The organism is Actinoplanes sp. NPDC051411, assembly GCF_040682075.1.
GTDB lineage: Bacteria > Actinomycetota > Actinomycetes > Mycobacteriales > Micromonosporaceae > Actinoplanes.
Genome location: NZ_JBFBAD010000029.1, coordinates 49,440 through 66,696, shown reverse-complemented (window position 1 = coordinate 66,696; position 17,257 = coordinate 49,440). Strand labels below are relative to the sequence as shown.

Annotated in this window: 17 protein-coding genes; 10 read left to right on the top strand and 7 right to left on the bottom strand. The window is 71.2% G+C overall.

Translation table 11 applies throughout. From position 1 onward, the window contains the following. Positions 1-28 precede the first annotated feature (28 nt). Positions 29-3,511: a trypsin-like peptidase domain-containing protein gene (locus AB0M88_RS18225; RefSeq protein WP_364102890.1), complete on the top strand. Its 3,483-nt coding sequence runs from the start codon at positions 29-31 to the stop codon at positions 3,509-3,511. Here AB0M88_RS18225 and AB0M88_RS18220 read toward each other — a convergent pair. From AB0M88_RS18220 to AB0M88_RS18200, 5 genes are all read right to left on the bottom strand, one after another. Next, complete coding sequence (locus tag AB0M88_RS18220) at positions 3,483-4,019, bottom strand: hypothetical protein (RefSeq protein ID WP_364102887.1); 537 nt, start codon at positions 4,017-4,019, stop codon at positions 3,483-3,485. The genes AB0M88_RS18225 and AB0M88_RS18220 overlap by 29 nt on opposite strands. Further along, positions 4,012-4,554, bottom strand: a complete 543-nt coding sequence (locus AB0M88_RS18215; RefSeq protein ID WP_364102884.1) for a hypothetical protein — start codon at positions 4,552-4,554, stop codon at positions 4,012-4,014. The genes AB0M88_RS18220 and AB0M88_RS18215 overlap by 8 nt, the downstream gene beginning before the upstream one ends. A 6-nt stretch (positions 4,555-4,560) precedes the next feature. After that, positions 4,561-4,899, bottom strand: coding sequence for a hypothetical protein (locus AB0M88_RS18210; protein WP_364102881.1), 339 nt, complete (start codon positions 4,897-4,899; stop codon positions 4,561-4,563). A gap of 80 nt (positions 4,900-4,979) precedes the next feature. Beyond that, entirely contained in the window at positions 4,980-5,849 is an 870-nt protein-coding gene (locus AB0M88_RS18205) for a transketolase (RefSeq protein WP_364102878.1), read from the bottom strand. 5 nt (positions 5,850-5,854) lie between these two features. Further along, positions 5,855-6,538 carry a transketolase gene (locus AB0M88_RS18200; protein WP_364102875.1) on the bottom strand — a complete coding sequence of 228 codons (684 nt, stop codon included), beginning with the start codon at positions 6,536-6,538 and terminating at the stop codon, positions 5,855-5,857. A 45-nt stretch (positions 6,539-6,583) separates the two neighbouring features. Here AB0M88_RS18200 and soxR point away from each other — a divergent pair, with 45 nt between their 5' ends. Beyond that, positions 6,584-7,036, top strand: a complete 453-nt coding sequence (soxR, locus tag AB0M88_RS18195; protein ID WP_364102872.1) for a redox-sensitive transcriptional activator SoxR — start codon at positions 6,584-6,586, stop codon at positions 7,034-7,036. Positions 7,037-7,092: 56 nt separating this feature from the next. On the opposite strand, the gene AB0M88_RS18190 is transcribed toward soxR, so the two are convergent. Continuing rightward, positions 7,093-7,926, bottom strand: coding sequence for a hypothetical protein (locus tag AB0M88_RS18190; protein WP_364102869.1), 834 nt, complete (start codon positions 7,924-7,926; stop codon positions 7,093-7,095). 351 nt (positions 7,927-8,277) lie between these two features. On the opposite strand from AB0M88_RS18190, the gene AB0M88_RS18185 reads away from it, so the two are divergent. From AB0M88_RS18185 to AB0M88_RS18150, 8 genes are all read left to right on the top strand, one after another. Then, positions 8,278-8,967 (top strand): response regulator transcription factor, encoded by a 690-nt coding sequence (locus tag AB0M88_RS18185; protein WP_364102866.1) that lies wholly within the window; start codon positions 8,278-8,280, stop codon positions 8,965-8,967. Further along, positions 8,964-9,965 (top strand): HAMP domain-containing sensor histidine kinase, encoded by a 1,002-nt coding sequence (locus AB0M88_RS18180; protein ID WP_364102863.1) that lies wholly within the window; start codon positions 8,964-8,966, stop codon positions 9,963-9,965. Before AB0M88_RS18185 ends, AB0M88_RS18180 begins: the two co-directional genes overlap by 4 nt. Before the next feature lie 81 nt (positions 9,966-10,046). After that, complete coding sequence (locus AB0M88_RS18175; protein WP_364102860.1) at positions 10,047-11,594, top strand: DUF4153 domain-containing protein; 1,548 nt, start codon at positions 10,047-10,049, stop codon at positions 11,592-11,594. A 148-nt stretch (positions 11,595-11,742) separates the two neighbouring features. Further along, positions 11,743-12,132 (top strand): hypothetical protein, encoded by a 390-nt coding sequence (locus tag AB0M88_RS18170; protein ID WP_364102857.1) that lies wholly within the window; start codon positions 11,743-11,745, stop codon positions 12,130-12,132. Then, positions 12,129-13,751, top strand: coding sequence for a cation acetate symporter (locus AB0M88_RS18165; protein WP_364102854.1), 1,623 nt, complete (start codon positions 12,129-12,131; stop codon positions 13,749-13,751). Before AB0M88_RS18170 ends, AB0M88_RS18165 begins: the two co-directional genes overlap by 4 nt. A 92-nt stretch (positions 13,752-13,843) precedes the next feature. Next, on the top strand, positions 13,844-14,506 hold the full coding sequence (locus AB0M88_RS18160) for a hypothetical protein (RefSeq protein ID WP_364102851.1): 663 nt from the start codon (positions 13,844-13,846) through the stop codon (positions 14,504-14,506). Between the two features lie 81 nt (positions 14,507-14,587). Further along, positions 14,588-15,376, top strand: a complete 789-nt coding sequence (locus tag AB0M88_RS18155; protein WP_364102848.1) for an ABC transporter ATP-binding protein — start codon at positions 14,588-14,590, stop codon at positions 15,374-15,376. Then, positions 15,367-16,986 carry an ABC transporter permease gene (locus AB0M88_RS18150; RefSeq protein WP_364102845.1) on the top strand — a complete coding sequence of 540 codons (1,620 nt, stop codon included), beginning with the start codon at positions 15,367-15,369 and terminating at the stop codon, positions 16,984-16,986. The genes AB0M88_RS18155 and AB0M88_RS18150 overlap by 10 nt, the downstream gene beginning before the upstream one ends. On the opposite strand, the gene AB0M88_RS18145 is transcribed toward AB0M88_RS18150, so the two are convergent. Beyond that, positions 16,975-17,217 (bottom strand): hypothetical protein, encoded by a 243-nt coding sequence (locus AB0M88_RS18145; protein WP_364102842.1) that lies wholly within the window; start codon positions 17,215-17,217, stop codon positions 16,975-16,977. The genes AB0M88_RS18150 and AB0M88_RS18145 overlap by 12 nt on opposite strands. Positions 17,218-17,257: the final 40 nt, after the last annotated feature.

Sequence of the window (17,257 nt, the reverse complement as noted above, 5' to 3'; positions counted from 1 at the left end):
TGTCCTATGTCGCTAGGCGAGGGTGCGCATGAGCCATCCTGGCAATCCGGCACTCGACCACGTGCGCCGGTGCACCGTGCAGCTGACCTCGAAGCGGCTGGCCGGGACCGGGTTCTTCGTCGCCCCGAACATCGTGGTCACCTGCGCGCACGTCGTGGACTCCCGATCGGGTTCGGTGACCGTGCGCTGGCAGGGTCAGCCGATCAAGGCCAGGGTGCTGGAGAGAGTGCCCGATTCGCCCGGGCGCAAGGGGGAGACCTACCGGTTTCCCGACCTCGCGTTCATCGGGCTGAAGGAGAGGATCGACCACCCGACCGCCGACCTGCAGTCGCTGTTGCTGCGCCGCGGGGCGCACAAGGGACTCGACCTGGTGGCGCTGGCGTTCAACCGGGACGCGCCCGTACCCGACGCCGCGCCGGACCCGGTCCAGATGCACGTCCAGGGCCCCAGCGATACGTGGGTCAAGGCCACTCCGGACTCGGGCGTCGTCCCGGGCATGAGCGGGGCTCCGATCGTCGATCGAACCAGCGGCCGGGTGTGCGGGATTCTGAAGTACTACTCCCGCGGCCAGAACGCGATCTGGTTCGTCGACGCGGAGGACATAGAGAAGTATCTCGACCACTTTCGCAAGGTGCTGGGCGCGCACGCGCCGTCGCCGGTCAATCTTTTCCGGCCCGAGCCCGGTGACCCGCTGCACAACATCCTGACCGCCCAGCGTACGGCGGCCGAGAAGTTGCCCTACCAGGTCGTCAAGGGTCACGTGCCCCTCTCCACGGTGTACGTCGAGCAGCGGGCCGAGGCGTGGCGGGCCGAGCAGATCCGGGCGAAGCTGCGCGGGGCCGCGACGCCGGCCGAGCCGAGCATCATCCCGGCCATCGAAATGTTGCAGAACCATCGCAACGCCCTCGTGGTCAGCGGCCCCGGCGGCGGCAAGTCGACTTTGCTGCAGCATCTCGTCGGCGAGTCGGCGCACTGGTGGCTCGCGCCCGGGCAGCCCGAGGGCGGGGAACTGCCACCCTTCGGCGCCGCGGTCGCGATCCGGTGCGCGGCCACGCGGCTGCTGACCGGCAAGCCGTGGTACCAGGCCGTCGCCGAGGCGGTTCAGACGGAACTCCAGGGCCACCTGGCCATGCCGGTCAGTCCGGAGATCTTCGAGAGGCCGCCCCGCGCCGGTGCGGACTGGCTGGTGCTGGTGGACGGCCTCGACGAGATCGTCCAGGCAGACCGGCGGTTCGACCTGATCGAAACCCTGGCCGGGCACATCGCCACCTACGGCGGACAGACCCGGTTCGTGGTCTCCAGCCGAAGTCTGGCCGAGACCGAGTTCCAGAGTCTGCGGGCCCAGGTCGCCCGGGTCGACCGGAGCCAGCGCCTCGGCGAATACAACCTGCGGCCGTTCGACCGGGCCGCCGTTCGGTCGTTCGCCAAACGCTGGTACGAGCTGCGGGATCCGGATTTCGCCCAGGAGCGGGCGGCCGGTTTCCTCGGCGAGGTGGAGCGGCGCCGCCTGATGCCCCTGGTGTCGATCCCCCTGCTCTGCACCATCGCGGCCGACGTCTACCAGCACAACCCGGAGGCCCAGCTTCCGTCCGGCCGCACCGCGCTCTATCAGAAGTTCGTCGACGGCCTGCTGTTCGGCCGGCGCGCCGACACCTCGGCCCGGGAGCGGATCCGACAGGAACTGGCCGTGATCGACCGCCGGGCGGAAGAATTCGGCGAGGCCTTCTTCGACCGGCGCGCCGACTGTCTGCGGTTCCTGGCCAAGCTGCGGATGTCACAAGACCGGCAGCCGAGCGTGGTGTCGATCCGGGACTGGCTGTCCGGCGAAGGGCTCGACCCGCCGTCCGGGATCACCGACGATCACCTCCGCGAGGTGCTGCTCAGCACCGGCCTCGTGGTCAACCGGGGCGACGGCATGCAGTTCACCCACCAGAGCATCGCCGAATTTCTGAGCACCCGCGACAACCCGGAGAAGTTCAACTGGGCGGTGTGGCTCGACTCGGTCACCCGGAACGGCATGAGCAGCAGCGACCTGTTCGAGCTGGGACGGTGGGCCGACGCCGGCCACGATCCGATGCCGGTCGTGCGCGCGCTCGCCGAGCCGGGCGAGCTTCGGAACTACCCGCTGTTGCCCCAACTGGCCGAGGTGGTGGCCGACGGCGCCGCGGCGACCGCCACGGTCGCCCGGGTCGCCCTGGACGCCGTGCAGGACATCGAGGCCCGTACGCCGGAGACCCTGCGGGCGGTCAGCAAGGCGGCCCGGGCCCTGGTGCAACGGGCGCCCGACCCGAGCCCGCTCATTCAGTTGATCAACGACGGGGCCGCGGCCGACAACAAGCGCATCGAGGTCGCGTCGGTGCTGCTGTCGGACGGCGACGACGAAGGCCGATCACAGGCCGCCGCGGTTCTCGGCGACCTCGCGTACGCCGGCGACCGTCCAGCGGCGAAGCGCTTGCCGGCCTTGCACGCGCTGGCCGACGCCGGGCTCCCGATCCAGCGGCGCAATGCCCTGCTGCACCTGCGCAGCCTGGTCCACTCCGCCCCCGTTCCCCAGGACCGCTATGAGGCGGCCCAAATGCTGGTGACCCTCGGCGAACCGGGAGAGGTGCTGACCGCGTTCGCGACCCGGCTGACCGATCTGCGGACCGGCGCCGACGAATGGATGATCACGGCCGGTGGCGTGGAGGCCCTGCAGGACCAGATCCAGAAGTGGATCGAGCACGAGGGAGCCGATCCGAGCCCGGAGCCGCACCGCCACGGTGGGCAGGTGAGCCACTGGCCGTGGTCGATCGTCCGGTCGGCGCACGCGACTCCGGCATGGGTGCATGCCAGCACGGCCTGGGCACTGTCCGATCTGGCGGGCAGCGTGGCCGGGCTCGTGCCACCCGATCAGGTGGGCAGCACGATCACCGCGCTGATGCACGATCGAACCGGCCTCTGGTCGCTGCGGCCCCTGTTGGTCAAGCGGCTGTCCCGTCCCGAGCTCGCGCAGTTCGCGCTGGAACAACTGATCAACGACCCCTCGATGGCGCCGGAGTTCAGAGTGACCGTGTGCTACACGATCTATCGCGAACTCAGCCGGACCGGGGCGGCAGCGCTGTTGCGCGGCGTCGCCGGCAACGACCGCGCCGAGATGTCCGCTCGGTTCTGCGCCGTCAACCTGCTCGGACTGCGGGAAGACGAGGGCGGCCAGGCCTGGCTGGACCGAGCGGCCCGTGATCCGGAGGTGGCGGAGGGCTTGCGTGTCGAGGCGGCCGCCGTGCTGACTCGCTGCCCGGGTAAGGCCCGGGAGAACGGTCTCGATCTGCTGGCCGAACTGGGCCAGGACCCGGCGCTGTCTCGGCGGGCGCGGCGCCGTGCCCGGCTGGGCCGCCGGGCGGCTCTGATCTATCCGGCGACCGACCGCCTGACCCGCGGACGGTACCTGACCGATCGGTTCGACCGTTACATCTGGCTCGCCCTCGGTCGGCGGCTCGATCGGATCAAGGACTATTTCCGGTCACTAGATTGACGCCCGAGTGCCAGACCTGAACGGCGTTGTGAACGACGGCGTCGGCCGGTTGCCGGCAGACCTCGCTCGACCCGTCATAGCCGCAGGCGAACGCGTGACCCTGCCAGACGATCAGGGCGGTGAACGCGAGCACGATCAGCGGCGGGGTGCGCGCCAGCGCGTACGTCGTGGACTTCAGCCGGGTGCTGCCCCGTCGCAGCCGCGGCACCGAGGCGGCGAGCGCGTCGCCCGACCGGTAGAGCAGGCTCGGCGGACGCACGCCGACGGCCCGGAACGGCATCGCGGCGAGGCCCTGGGTGAAGAGCCCGGCCAGAGCCAGACCGACCAGAACACCGTGCACCACCGTGACCGCACCGCGCACCAGAGCCGGAAAGATGACGCGCAAGACCAGCCGCATGATCAGGTAACTGAGCCAGGCGGCTCCGAGCAGGATCAGATAACGCTGGATCTGGCTCGATGTCAGGCCGGTGAACCAGTCGGTGATCGTCTTGGCGAGGTGCTCAATCATCGGCGTCGCCGGCGGCCAGCTCCGGGTCCTGCACCGAGACGACGGTGGCGCGCAGGTTGGTCAGCTCCAGGCCGTTGGACGCCACCCGAGCCGGCAACAGGCCCGACCGCAAGACCCGGGAGAGCGCCGACGGGCTGTCCCACGACGTCTCGGCGAGCGCCGCGTCGAGCGTGTGGTGCAGCAGCGGTGGCAGGAGCACCATCACGTCGACCAGCCCGGATATGACCACCTGGATAGCGTCGCCGACCTGCCAGGTGCAGGAGATCTCCACCGGAACCGGCATCCCGGTCGAGGGATTCACCGCCTCAGCGGCGACATCCACCGGGTGCGCCGTCACGTCGATGACATAGAGGCGGCTCGGGCCTCGCCACCACATCTCGCCCAGACTCAGGCCACCGCGTGGCTGCGCATAGGTATCGGTGTTGCTCAGGTAGACGTGGACCGCGCCCGGCACTGCCGGCGGTCGCTGCAACGGCCACCGTGGCAACTCCTCGACGTGCAGGATCGGATTGTTGGCATCGCCGGAGAGCAGCATGGACGATCAGAACCGGCCGGCCAGGTAGTCCAGGAAGGAGCGGCCCTCCTCGGCGACATCTCGGCCCTCACCCTCCGCGCCGCCCGGCTTGGCGCCGTTGACCGCCGCGCTGAACAGCAGCGGGAAGGCGGCGCCGGTCACCGCGGCCTGCAGAACCGGTTGAGGGTCCCAGCCGAAAAGCACCACGCCGCCGCCCAGAACCACCTCGATGAGAGAGGCCACGAGCTCCCAGCCGCGCGGTGGCACTCCCTTGCGGATCGCCGGCAACACTCGCAGGACTTCGGCGATCAAGGCGCCGAGCACGCCCATAAGCAGGGTCGGAACGACGCCGTGAACCATGCTCACCCCAGTGGTTAATCACATTCCCTGGCGGCAGCATACGGGCGATAAAGATCACTCTCTATCAACCATGCGGTCACCCGAGGTCAGCGCAGGAACGCGTCGATCGAGCCGCGCAGGCCGGCCGCGTCGAGGCCGTGCGCGCGGGCGTGGTCCTGCCACGTGCCGTAGTGGCGGATCTCGTGGCGCCCGACGCCCAGGTGCAGCTCCCGGTGCGGCAGGTCGGCGAGCGCGGCCTGCACCAGGTGCGCCGACGTACCGGCCAGGTAGGGCTCGACCAGCACGACCTCGCCCTCGGTGAGCGCCCGCAGGCCCTCGACGTCGATCGGCCGGGGAGTGTTGGTGTAGGCGACCGTGACATCCAGGTCACGCGTCGCTTCGAGCACCGGGTCGAGCATCGGTCCGACCGCGACGACCAGCGGACCACCCCGCCGGATCACCCGCAGCCGGCCCGCGTCCGGATAGGACCGCGAGTTCTCCTGCTCGCTCAGGCGCACGTAGACCCGGTCGTCGTGCCGGGCCGCCGCTCGCAGCAGGGCCGGCACCTCGTCGCGGTGGCCGGGCACGTGCACCGTCCAGTCCTCGAGCGTGTCCAGCAGCGCGATGTCGCCCGGGGACTGATGCGTGTAGCCCTCGGCTGCCGCGTCGTACGACGCACCGATGGTGACCAGCACCGCGCCGACGTTCTGGTGCCCGAAGTCGAGCTTGATCTGCTCGTACGCCCGGTCGACGGCGAACGGCGCGTACGAGTGCACGTACGGCCGCAGCCCGGTCAGCGCCAGCCCGCCGGCGACGCTGGTCATCAGCTGCTCGCGGATCCCCATGTTGAGTACCCGGTCCGGGTGCCTCCGCATGGCGGGCACGAACGCGTCGGCCGAGATGTCGGCCAGCACCAGGGCCGTACGCGGATCCTCGTCGAGCAGGTCGGTCGTGGTCGCGACGAAGGTCTCCCGCATCGTTCTCAGCCTCGCTTCGAGTTGACGACGGCCACGATCACGTTGGGCCGGTCCTGGTGGCGGATGCGCAGCGCGCGCTCGATCTCGTCGTGGTCCCGGCCGTTGATCACCGCGGCGACCCAGCCCGGGAAGCGGGTGGCGATCCCGCCCGGCCAGCCGTGGGTGGACGACTGGTTGTCGATCACGATGGCGGTCAGCGGCAGACCGATCGCCGCCGCGTACGCGATCGCCTCGTGGTTGGAGCCCTCGTCCAGCTCCGCGTCGCCGACCAGCACGAACGTACGGCTGTCGCCGTAACCCTGGGCCCGCAGCCCGAGCGCCGTGCCGGCGGCCAGCCCGAGCCCGTGCCCGAGCGACCCGGTGCCGACCTCGACGCCGGGGATCAGCACCCGGTCCGGGTGGTGGCCGAGCGGGCTGTCCCAGCCGCCGAGGCCGTCGAGCCAGTCGACCGGGAAGAAGCCCTTGGCCGCCAGGACCGCGTAGTAGGCGGCCGGCCCGTGGCCCTTGGAGAGCAGGAAGCGATCGCGACCGGGGTCGTCTACTGTGTCCGGTCTGATCTTCAGCACCTTGTCGTAGAGCACCCAGAGCACATCGAGGGTCGAGTGCGCGCTGGGCGCGTGCTTCGCGTCTCCGGTCACCCGCCGGATCAGGGACTGGAGGTGGTCGGTCGGAGCAGTCGTCAACGTCATGGGGATAGGCTGCAACTTAAAGGGCACTTCAACTCAAGGGTCTGTGTGATGGAGACGTTGACCATCGGTGATTTCGCGGTCCGGGCCGGCGTCGCGCCTTCGGCGCTGCGCTACTACGAACGGCAGGGCCTGATCCGCGCCGGCCGCACGGGCGGCAACCAGCGGCGGTACGAGCGGAGCGAACTGCGCCGGGTCGCCTTCATCAAAATCGCCCAGCAGGTCGGGGTGTCCCTCGACGAGATCCGCGAGGCACTGGCCTCCCTGCCCGAAAACCGCACCCCGACCAAGGCCGACTGGACCCGGCTGTCGGCCCACTGGCGGAGCAAGCTCGAGGCCCGCATCACGCTGATGGAGCGGCTGCGCGACGAGCTGACCGGCTGCATCGGCTGCGGCTGCCTCTCCATGCAGCGCTGCAACCTGATCAACCCGAAGGACCGGCTGGCCGAACGCGGCGCCGGCCCCCAGATGCTGCTGAATCCGCCGCCGGAGCCGGACTGACCGGGCGCCTTTCCGAGAATCGCCGCGGCCGGCCGACCGCATTCCCGTCCGGCCTTTCAGCTCGTGACCGCTCCACCGGCGGCGGCATCCGTCGGAGCGGCACCCCGGTTGCTGACCGCCGGCGTCAGGCCGCCGTGGCCGTCCGGCGTGGCCGTGCAGGTCAACGAGACCATGCCGGGCACGTTCATCGTCGAGGTGGCGATGTCGTAGTGCGCGGTCCCGTCCACCTCGAAACCGCCGCCGACGGCCTGAGCATCATCGATGTCGATGCCGGTCAACGACCCGACGGCGAGGTCGTTGCCCGCGTTGGCGTTCTGGTTTCGCTGCTCCATCTCGGTGATGAATGCCGTCTTGCATACCCGCTTGGCGTCCTCGACGGTCGGCCCGGAGGAGAGCAGGCCACCGCCGGAGCCCGCCTTGCCCGCGCCGCCGCCCAGGGTCACGGCGCCGGCGATGCCCGCCACCAGCAGGACGGCGGCACCTCCGATCACTACCGGCACGAGCCACCGCTTGCGCGCCGCAGCGGTGGGGGCGCCGGTCGCGCCCGCACCACCGGCGAGGTAGGGCGGAAGCTGCGCCGGTGGCCCGTACTGGGCCGCCGGCGCGTAGATGTCGGCGTAACGGAGGCCCGGCTCCGGCGGCGCGACGGCCTGCGTCTGCCCATAAGGCGCAGGCTGCGCGTGGGGCGCGGGCTGCCCATAGACCACCGGCTCGACCGGGGCATATTGCTGACCGTAGGCCGCCTGCTGACCGTAGGGCGCCTGCTGACCGTAGGGCGCCTGCTGACCGTATGTCTGGGCCGCCGGCGACAGGTAGCCGGCCGAGTGCTGGGGCGGCGCGCTGTCGGACGGCTGCGGGAACGTGCCGTACTGCTCGAAGTCTGCGGTCACGAGGTCTCCAAGGTGCGGCCGGCCCGCGCCGGCGTCTGTGCGGGTGCGCGACACCTTTCGGTCGACCCGCTCGCGGCTTGAGAAGATCCGATCACGCCGGGTAATCAGAAAAGTCAGCTTGGGGCCGCAGCCGATCTTTTCCGCGCCGCGAGCGACCGCAACCGACCCATCCCGGGCGACCACCGCACCGTGCTCCAGGTGAGCACAGACCTCCACAGGTTGTTCACAAACCCACCTCCCCGCCTGCACGGGTGATCAATAGGCTCCCGCTTCAGATCCGGCCGGTGAGTCACGGGGGCGCACCGGCCGGGTTGCCGTCACAGGGTTTGATGCAGGTCGGAGGTGGGCGCGTTGGAGGTAGCCGAGCGGCGGATCCTGGTCGTCGAGGATGAGCGGACCATCGCGGACGCGGTCGCGGCCCGGCTGCGGGCCGAGGGGTTCCTGGTGCAGGTGGCCGGGGACGGCCCGGGGGCCGTCGCGGCGGCCCGGCGTACGCCGCCCGACGCGATCGTGCTCGACATCATGCTGCCCGGCTTCGACGGTCTCGAGGTGTGCCGCCGCATCCAGGCCGAGCGCCCGGTGCCGGTGCTCATGCTGACCGCCCGCGACGACGAGACCGACCTGCTCGTCGGGCTGGCGGTCGGTGCCGACGACTACATGGTCAAGCCGTTCTCGATGCGGGAGCTGGCCGCCCGCGTACATGCTCTGCTGCGCCGCTCGGCGCGGGCGACGCCGGCGCCGAGCGCACCGCCCACCCTGCGCTTCGGTGATCTTGAGATCAATCAGGCCGAGCGGCGGGTGCTGCGGGCCGGCGTCGAGGCGCATCTGACGCCGACCGAGTTTGACCTGCTGGTGCACCTGGCGACGAACCCGCGCACGGTTCTGCCCCGGGAGCGGTTGCTGGCCGATGTCTGGGGCTGGGCCGACGCGTCGGGCACCCGCACGGTCGACAGCCACATCAAGGGTCTGCGGCGCAAGCTGGGCTCCGATCTGATCCGCACCGTGCACGGTGTCGGCTACGCCCTGGAGGTCGAGAAATGATTCGCCCGCTCGACCCCATCCGCAACATGAAGGTCAAGATCGGCATGATCCTGCTCGGTTCCGGCGCGGCCTCGACCGCCTGGTTCTACGCCTGGCAGGGCTGGTTCCCGAAATGGACCGCGATGACCGGGGTCGTGGTCGGCCTGATCACGCTGCAGATCCTGGCGCACGGCATGACCTCGCCGCTACGCGAGATGACCGCGGCCGCCCAGGCGATGGCCCACGGCGACTACAGCCGGCGGGTGCGGGCCACCTCGCGCGACGAGGTGGGCCAGCTGGCGGTGGCGTTCAACCAGATGGCGGCCGACCTGGCGGCCGCCGACCGCCAGCGGCGCGAGCTCATCGCGAACGTCTCGCACGAATTGCGTACGCCGATCACCGCGCTCCAGGGCATCTTGGAGAACATCGTCGACGGCGTCGCCCAGGCCGAGCCCGCGATGATGGAGACCGCCCTGACCCAGACCGAGCGCCTGGGCCGCCTGGTCACCGAACTGCTCGACCTGTCGCGGCTGGACGCGGGCGTGGTCCCGATGACCCGCACCCCGATCGACATCCCGAGGTTCCTGGACGACGTCGTCCGGGAGGCCCACGTCAACGCGACCGGGGCGGGCCGCGATGTCAACTTCGTGGTCTCCGCCCAGCCGGGGGCGGTGCACGGCGACCGCGAGCGCCTGCACCAGGTCTTCGCCAACCTGCTCGACAACGCGGCCCGGCACAGCCCGGCCGGCGGCACGGTGGTGGTGCGGGCCGAGCGCCGCGACGATCACCTGCTGCTCGCGGTGGCCGACGAGGGCGAGGGCATTCCGGCCGCCGAGCGCGACCGGGTCTTCGAACGCTTCACCCGGGGTGAGCGGGCGGCCGACGGCGGCACCGGTCTCGGCCTGGCCATCGCCCACTGGGTGATCCAGCTGCACCGGGGCACGATCGCCGTGGTCGAGCCCGGCCGCGACCAGCGCGGCTGCCACATGCACGTGACGTTGCCGCTGCAACCCGCCTGACCGACTCCGTGCCGCACGCCCGGCCCACCGAGCCGCCGGGCCGATCCACGCTGCCCAGAAGACCCATCCGGAGGTCAAGACGTGACTATCGCCCCGACCAAAGTACAGCCGCCGATACCTCCCCTGAACGGACCCTGGCCCGCGGTCTCGCCGTGGCTGCGAGGCTGGCCGGGCGCGGGCCGCCCGGCCGGCCCGGTCACGTTGCTGGCGGTCGGCGTCGCCGCGGTCATCGCCGCACTCAGCCTGCCCCTCGACCGCCCCGGCCTCGGCTGGCTGATCACCGGGATCGCCGGCACCGCCGCGCTGATCGTGGCCCGCGCGATCCCCGAACGCCGCCCGGCCGGCCTGCCCGCACCGCTTCCCGCGCGAAAGACGGCGAGGGCAGCGGGCTGGGACCGCTACTGCTGGGCGACCGCGACCGTGGCCCTGCTGGCGGTCGGCACGTTCCGCTCGGCCGGATGGCTGTTCCTGCTCTCCCTCGCGGTGGCCACCCTGACCGGAACGCTCGCGCTGGCCGGCGGCCGGTCGATGCGGGCGATCGCGGCCGGCTATCTGATGGGCCCAGTCGCCGCGCTGCGCGCGCTCCCTTGGATAACCCGCGGTCTGGCCCGGGTGCGCCGGCCCGCCGGCGGCTCTCCGCCCGTACGCATCGTGGCCACCATCGCCGTCTCGGCAGCCTTGCTGGTCGTCTTCGGCGCGCTCTTCGCCTCGGCCGACGACGCGTTCGCGCAGGTGCTCGGCGACGTCATCCCGACGATCGACGGCGGCACGGTCGCCCGCTGGATCTTCGTGCTCGCCGTGGCCGTCCCGCTGCTGGCCGGGGCCGCCTACCTGCGCGCCGCGCCGGCGGATCTGTCCAAGTTGGACCATACCGAGGGCCGCAAGGTCAACCGGATCGAGTGGGCGGTGCCGCTCGGCCTGCTGGTGCTGCTGTTCGCCGGGTTCGTGGCCGTGCAGCTGGCGGTTCTGTTCGGCGGGAACCGGCACGTCCGCGACACCGACGGGCTGACCTACGCCGACTATGCCCGGGGCGGGTTCTGGCAGCTCTCCTTCGTCACCGCTCTGACCCTGATCGTGCTGGCCGGGGCCGCTCGCTGGGCGCCCCGCACGACCACGCTCGACCGGGTGCTGTTGCGTTCGATCCTGGGCACCCTGGCGACGCTCACGCTGGTCGTCGTCGCCTCGGCGCTGCTGCGCATCCAGGTCTACACCGACACGTACGGGCTGACCCGGCTGCGGCTGCTGGTCGCCTGCTGCGAGGGCTGGTTCGGGCTGGTGCTGGTCATGGTGCTGGTCGCCGGGGTCTGGATCCGGGCGCCCTGGCTGCCCCGGGCGGCGATCGCGGCCGGGGTGCTCGCGCTGCTCGCGCTGGCCGCGGCCAACCCGGACGCGCTGATCGCCGGGCACAACCTTCGGCAGAGCCGCACCGTCGACGCCTACTACCTCGGCACCCTGTCGCCGGACGCGGTGCCGGCGGTGGCGAAGTACGCCGACCGTGTCACGAGCGACTGCGTGCTCGCCGATCTGCGCCGACAGCTGATCGGCTCCGATGACTGGCGGCAGTGGAATCTGGGCCGCGAGCGGGCCCGGCACATCCTGACGGCCGGCCCGGTCTGCCGGCGCCCTTGACGACCCGGTGCCCTTGACGACCCGATGCCCTTGACGACCCGATGCCCTTGACGACCCGATGCCCTTGAGAACCCGGTGCCCTTGAGAACCCGGCGGCCTCGACAACCCGCCGGCTTGACAACTTCGCCCGGACGGTAAGACTCCGGGCATGGACGGCGACGGCGGGACGGGCACACGGCGTACCCGTGTGGTCCTGGGCGAGGCGGCCCTGCGCCGCCCCGCCCAGGATCGCGCCCGCTCCGACCTCGCGGAACAGACCCCGGTGGGTGAGGCGCTGGTCAAAGGCCTGGTCCGCGCCCAGCTCGCGCTCGCCCTGCGGATGGCGCTGGTCGTGGTGACCGGGCTCGGCGCCCTGCCGCTGCTGTTCGCGGTCGCGCCGGCGGTCGGCGAGGTCAAGGTGCTCGGCATCGAGCTGCCGTGGCTGCTGCTCGGGGTGCTGTCGTTCCCGTTCCTGGCCGGCGTGGGCTGGGCCTATGTGCGCTGGGCGGAACGCAACGAGCAGGACTTCATCGCGGTGATCCGCAGGCCCGAGCAGTGAACCCGTACGTCGTCCCCGGCCTGCTCCTGGTCGTGCTGGTGACCGTCGGCATCGGCGTGTACGGCCTCAAATTCGCCCGCACCACCTCGGATTTCCTCGTCGCCTCCCGGTCGGTGAGCCCGTCCTGGAACGCGGCCGCGATCAGCGGCGAATACCTCTCCGCCGCCTCCTTCCTGGGAGTGGCCGGCCTGGTCCTGCGGTACGGCGTCGACGTGCTCTGGTATCCGGTCGGGTTCGCGGCCGGCTACCTGGCTCTGCTGCTGTTCGTGGCCGCCCCGCTGCGCCGCTCGGGGGCGTTCACGCTGCCCGACTTCTGCCAGGTGCGGCTGCGGTCACTCCAGCTGAGGCGGCTCGCCACCGTGTTCGTGGTCTTCATCGGCTGCCTCTATCTGGTGCCGCAACTGCAGGGCGCGGGCCTGACCTTCACCACGGTCACCGGCGGCTCGTACGCCTGGGGCGCGCTGCTGGTCGGCCTGGTGGTGACCGCCAACGTGGCCCTCGGCGGGATGCGGGCGATCACCTTCGTGCAGGCGTTTCAATACTGGCTGAAGCTGACCGCGCTCGCCGTACCCGTGATCTTCCTGGTGTTGCAGTGGCAGTCGGACGCCCGCCCGGCCGTGACCCCGGCGGCCGGCTTGACCTTCCCGGTCGCCACCACGGTCGTGATCGACCAGGACGCGCTGGTCGACGGCATGACCGTACACAAGGGACAGGAGCTGAACTTCGCCGCCGGCGACCCGGTGCCGCAGGTCAGCACCGTCGACGCGACCTTCGGCCCGGACTGGTTGCGGCCGGGCGGCGACGACAGCCTGTTCTCCACCTATTCGCTGATTCTGGCCACGTTCCTGGGCACGATGGGCCTGCCGCACGTGCTGGTCCGCTTCTATACCAATCCGGACGGCGCGGCGGCCCGGCGCACCACGCTGGTCGTGCTCGCCCTGGTCGGCTTGTTCTATCTGCTCCCGACCCTGTACGGCGTCCTCGGCCGCATCTACACCCCGCAACTGCTGATGACCGGTCGCACCGACGCGGTCGTACTGCTCATGCCGGAAGCCGCCCTCGGCGGCGGTCATCTCGGCCGTCTCCTCGGTGCGCTGGTGACCTCGGGCGCTCTCGCCGCCTTCCTCTCGACCTCGTCCGGCCTGCTGACCAGCGTGGCCGGGGTGGTCTTCACCGACGTGCTGCACGCCGACCGGGGCGGGTCGGTGCGCGACTTCCGGCTCGCCACCGTGCTGGCCGCCGCGTTGCCGATCGGGCTGTCGCTCTATGTGTCCGACATGGACGTCTCGCGGGTGGTCGGGCTGGCGTTCGCGGTCGCGGCGTCGAGTTTCTGCCCGCTGCTGGTGCTCGGCATCTGGTGGCGCGGCTTGACCGACGTCGGCGCCATTGCCGGGGTGCTGGCCGGAGGCGGCGCGTCGATGACCGCCGTCATGATCACGGTGCTCGGGTCGCCGCTGCACGGATGGGTCGCCGAGGTGATCGGCCAGCCCGCGGCGTGGACGGTTCCGTTGGCGTTCCTGGTGATGATCGGCGGTTCGCTGCTGACCGCGCGCCGCGTGCCCCGTGACATCGGTGCGACCATGCTTCGCCTGCACGCGCCCGAGGCGGTTCGGATTTAAGGTTCTTTAAGGCGAGCGGCATGATCCGCCCTTGGTTACCGCCCCGTAGTGATCGGTGCTGAGCGATCGATCACCTACTGGAGGAGCGGGTCATGTACCGAAACCGTCGGAACCGGATGTCGAGCCGGGCGCGCAAGGTGGTCATCGGCGTGACCGCGGCGGCGATCGTCGGCGGGGCCTGGGCGATCAGCACCGGCGTCAGCGGGGCCAGCGAGAACAACGCCGCGGCGTGCGCGGGGTTCGATCAGGCGATTCAGAACAATCTGAACTTCATCGCCGATCAGCAGGCGCATCCGACCGGGGTCTCGGCGGCCAACATCGAGAACCGACGGCAGGTCATCGACAACATCAACGTGACCCGGAAGGCGGCGGGGTGCACCGAGGCCGCTCCGGCCGCTGGGGCCGCCCCGGCCGCGCCTCCCGCCCAGTCGGCGAACAACGGCGGCAAGGCAGAAAACGGAAATGCCGGAAATGCCGGCTCGGGTAACGCGGCCGGGTCCGGCGCGGGCGACGTCGTCTGCAAGGGATCCACGGTGACGCTCTCCGGCACCGCGGGCGCGCCCGCGGCCTCCAGCAACGCCTTCCCGATCGGCACCTCGCTCAAGGTGACCAACACCGACAACAACAAGAGCATCACCGTCAAGGTCACCGAGCCCTCGGGCAGCTGCGTCCTGCTCAACGACGCCGCGTTCAACCAGATCCACGAGGACGGCAAGCTCCTCATCCGGCACGCGATCATCGAACGGGTGGGATGATCACGCTCGGTACGTTCGGGCCCGGATCACCCCTGCTTACGGGGTGGCCGGGCCCCGTTCCCGTTGACTAGCTTGACCAGCATGACCTCGGCCATACCCGCTCAGCGCCCGCCCGAGCCCCCGGCCGCGGCGATGTCGCTCCGCGGCCTGGTCAAGCACTTCGACACCAAGCTCGCGGTGGCCCAGGTCAGCCTGGAGGTCCCGGCCGGGTCGTTCTTCGGCCTCCTCGGCCCCAACGGGGCCGGCAAGACCACGACGTTGTCCATGGCCGTCGGCCTCCTGCGGCCCGACGCCGGTCAGGCTTTCCTTCTCGGGTACGACGTGTGGAGCGACCCGGCGGCGGCCAAGGCGAGACTCGGCGTGCTGCCCGACGGCGTACGCCTGTTCGATCGCCTCTCCGGCCCCGAACTCCTCGCCTACCAGGGACTCCTCCGCGGCATGGACGCGTCGACGGTCGACCAGCGGGCCCACGAGCTGCTCGAGGTTCTCGAACTGGGCGCCGGCAACCGCACGCTGGTCGTCGACTATTCGGCCGGCATGAAGAAGAAGATCGGCCTGGCCTGCGCGCTGCTGCACGCGCCGCGGCTGCTCGTGCTCGACGAACCGTTCGAGGCGGTCGACCCGGTATCGGCCGCGCTGATCCGCGACATCCTCCAGCGGTACGTGGCGGGCGGCGGCACCGTGGTCTTCTCCAGCCACGTCATGGAGGTCGTGGAACGGCTCTGCGACCACGTGGCGATCATGTCCGACGGCGTGCTGCGGATGCACGGCCCGCTCGACCGGGTGCGCGGCGGCCGCTCCCTCGAGGACGTCTTCGTGCAGGTGGTCGGCGGCCGGGTCGCGACCGGCTCGGAGCTGGCGTGGTTGTGACGTTTGTCCGGCTCAAGCTCAAGCTGACCGCCAACGGGCTGCGGGGCAGGCCGGCCCGCATCGCGCTGTTCGTGCTCGGCGTGCTCTCCGGCGGCCTCTTCGCGATCCTCGGCTACGCCGGCCTGGCCGTTCCGGGCGTGCTCGGCGATCAGCAGGCGGCCCACATCGCGCTACCGCTGGCCGGCGGCGTCCTGGTGCTGGGCTGGCTGTTCCTGCCGCTGCTGTTCTTCGGCGTCGACGAGTCCCTCGATCCGGCCCGGTTCGCCCTGCTGCCGCTGCGCCGCCGCACGCTGATCGCGGGCCTGTTCACCGCCGCGCTCGTCGGCATTCCGGCACTGTCCACTCTGGTCGCGACGCTCGGCATGGTCGACACCGCGGCCCGTCTCGGCGGCCCGGTCGCCGCCCTCACCGAACTGGCCGGGATCGTGCTCGGCCTGCTGCTCGGCGTGGCCCTGAGCCGGGCCGTGACCAGCGCGTTCGCCGAGGCGCTGCGGTCGCGCCGGGCCCGTGACCTGGCCACCATCCTGCTCGCGGTCGTGGCCGCCCTGCTCGGCCCGCTGCAGTTGCTGGTTCTCTCGGCCGCCCAGCGCGCCGACTGGGACACGGTCGCCTACCTCGCCGACGCGCTGGGCTGGACGCCGATCGGAGCGCCCTATTCGCTCGGCCTCGACGTGGCGGCCGGGCGCTACTGGGCCGTTCCGGTACGGCTGATCATCACGCTCGCCGCGGGAGCCGCCCTGCTCTGGTGGTGGGGCCGGACGCTGGAGCGGGCCATGCTCGGCACCTCGTCGGCCGGCCGAGGCCCGGCCCGGGCGGGCGGGGCCCGGGCGGGCGGGGCCCGGGCGGGCGGCCGGGTGCGCACTCCGGTCGGCCGCCTCCTGCCGCGCGGCCTGCCCGCCACCCGGTCCGGCGCGTTGATCGCCCGCGAGATGCGGTACTGGTTCCGCGAGACCCGCCGCCGGGCCACCCTGGTCACGCTGATGGTGGCCGGCCTGTTCCTGCCGGTCTCGCTGTCGATCGGCGACGGTTCGCCCGGCGCGCTCGTCATCCTGGTCGGCGGACTGGCCGCGATGGCCCTGGCCAACCAGTTCGGCATGGACGGCAACGCGTACGCGGCCAACATCGTCGCCGGCGTCCCCGGGCGCGTCGAGATCCAGTCGCGGGTGATCGCCCACGCGATCTACGTGGTGCCGCTGTTCGCCGTCGACGCGATCGTGATCGGCGCGATCTCGGGCCGGCCGTGGACGATCGCCGGCGAGTTCGGCCTGCTGCTCGCGTCGTACGGCGTCGGCCTGGCCCTGGTCCTGCCGGTCTCGATCCGGGCCGCCTATCCGCTGCCCGAGAACGCGAGCCCGTTCGCGATGTCGTCCGGCGGCGGGATGGCCAAGGGACTGCTCACCGTGGGCGTGCTGCTCGGCGCCGTGATCGGCAGCCTGCCGCTGCAGATCGTGGCTTACTTCCTGGGCCCGGTCTGGTGGTGGATCGGCCTGCCGGCCGGTGCCGCTTACGGCCTGGGGGCCTATCTGATCAGTGTCGGCGGGTCGGGTGACCTGCTCGACCGCCGCATGCCCGAGCTACTCGCGACGATCTCTCAGAATCTAGCGACCTAGCGCCTGTCCTGCCGCATGGAGGCCCTCCTGGCGCACGAAGATGCGCCGGCGCTGCAGGGCGTTGCCGGCCGGGCCGAGCACATGGCCTTCCAGCCACAGCCACCCGTCGTAGGTGCTGCGCGGATCGACCCGGGTTACCCGGAAGGTCATCGACCGGTCGCCCTGGAACTGCACGCTGGCGTCGCCGTCGACCTGAACCACGTCGCCTGGTTGCGGGCTCTCGGGATACATCCGCGGGCCTCCTCCGCTGTTCCCCCGGCCACCGAACCTA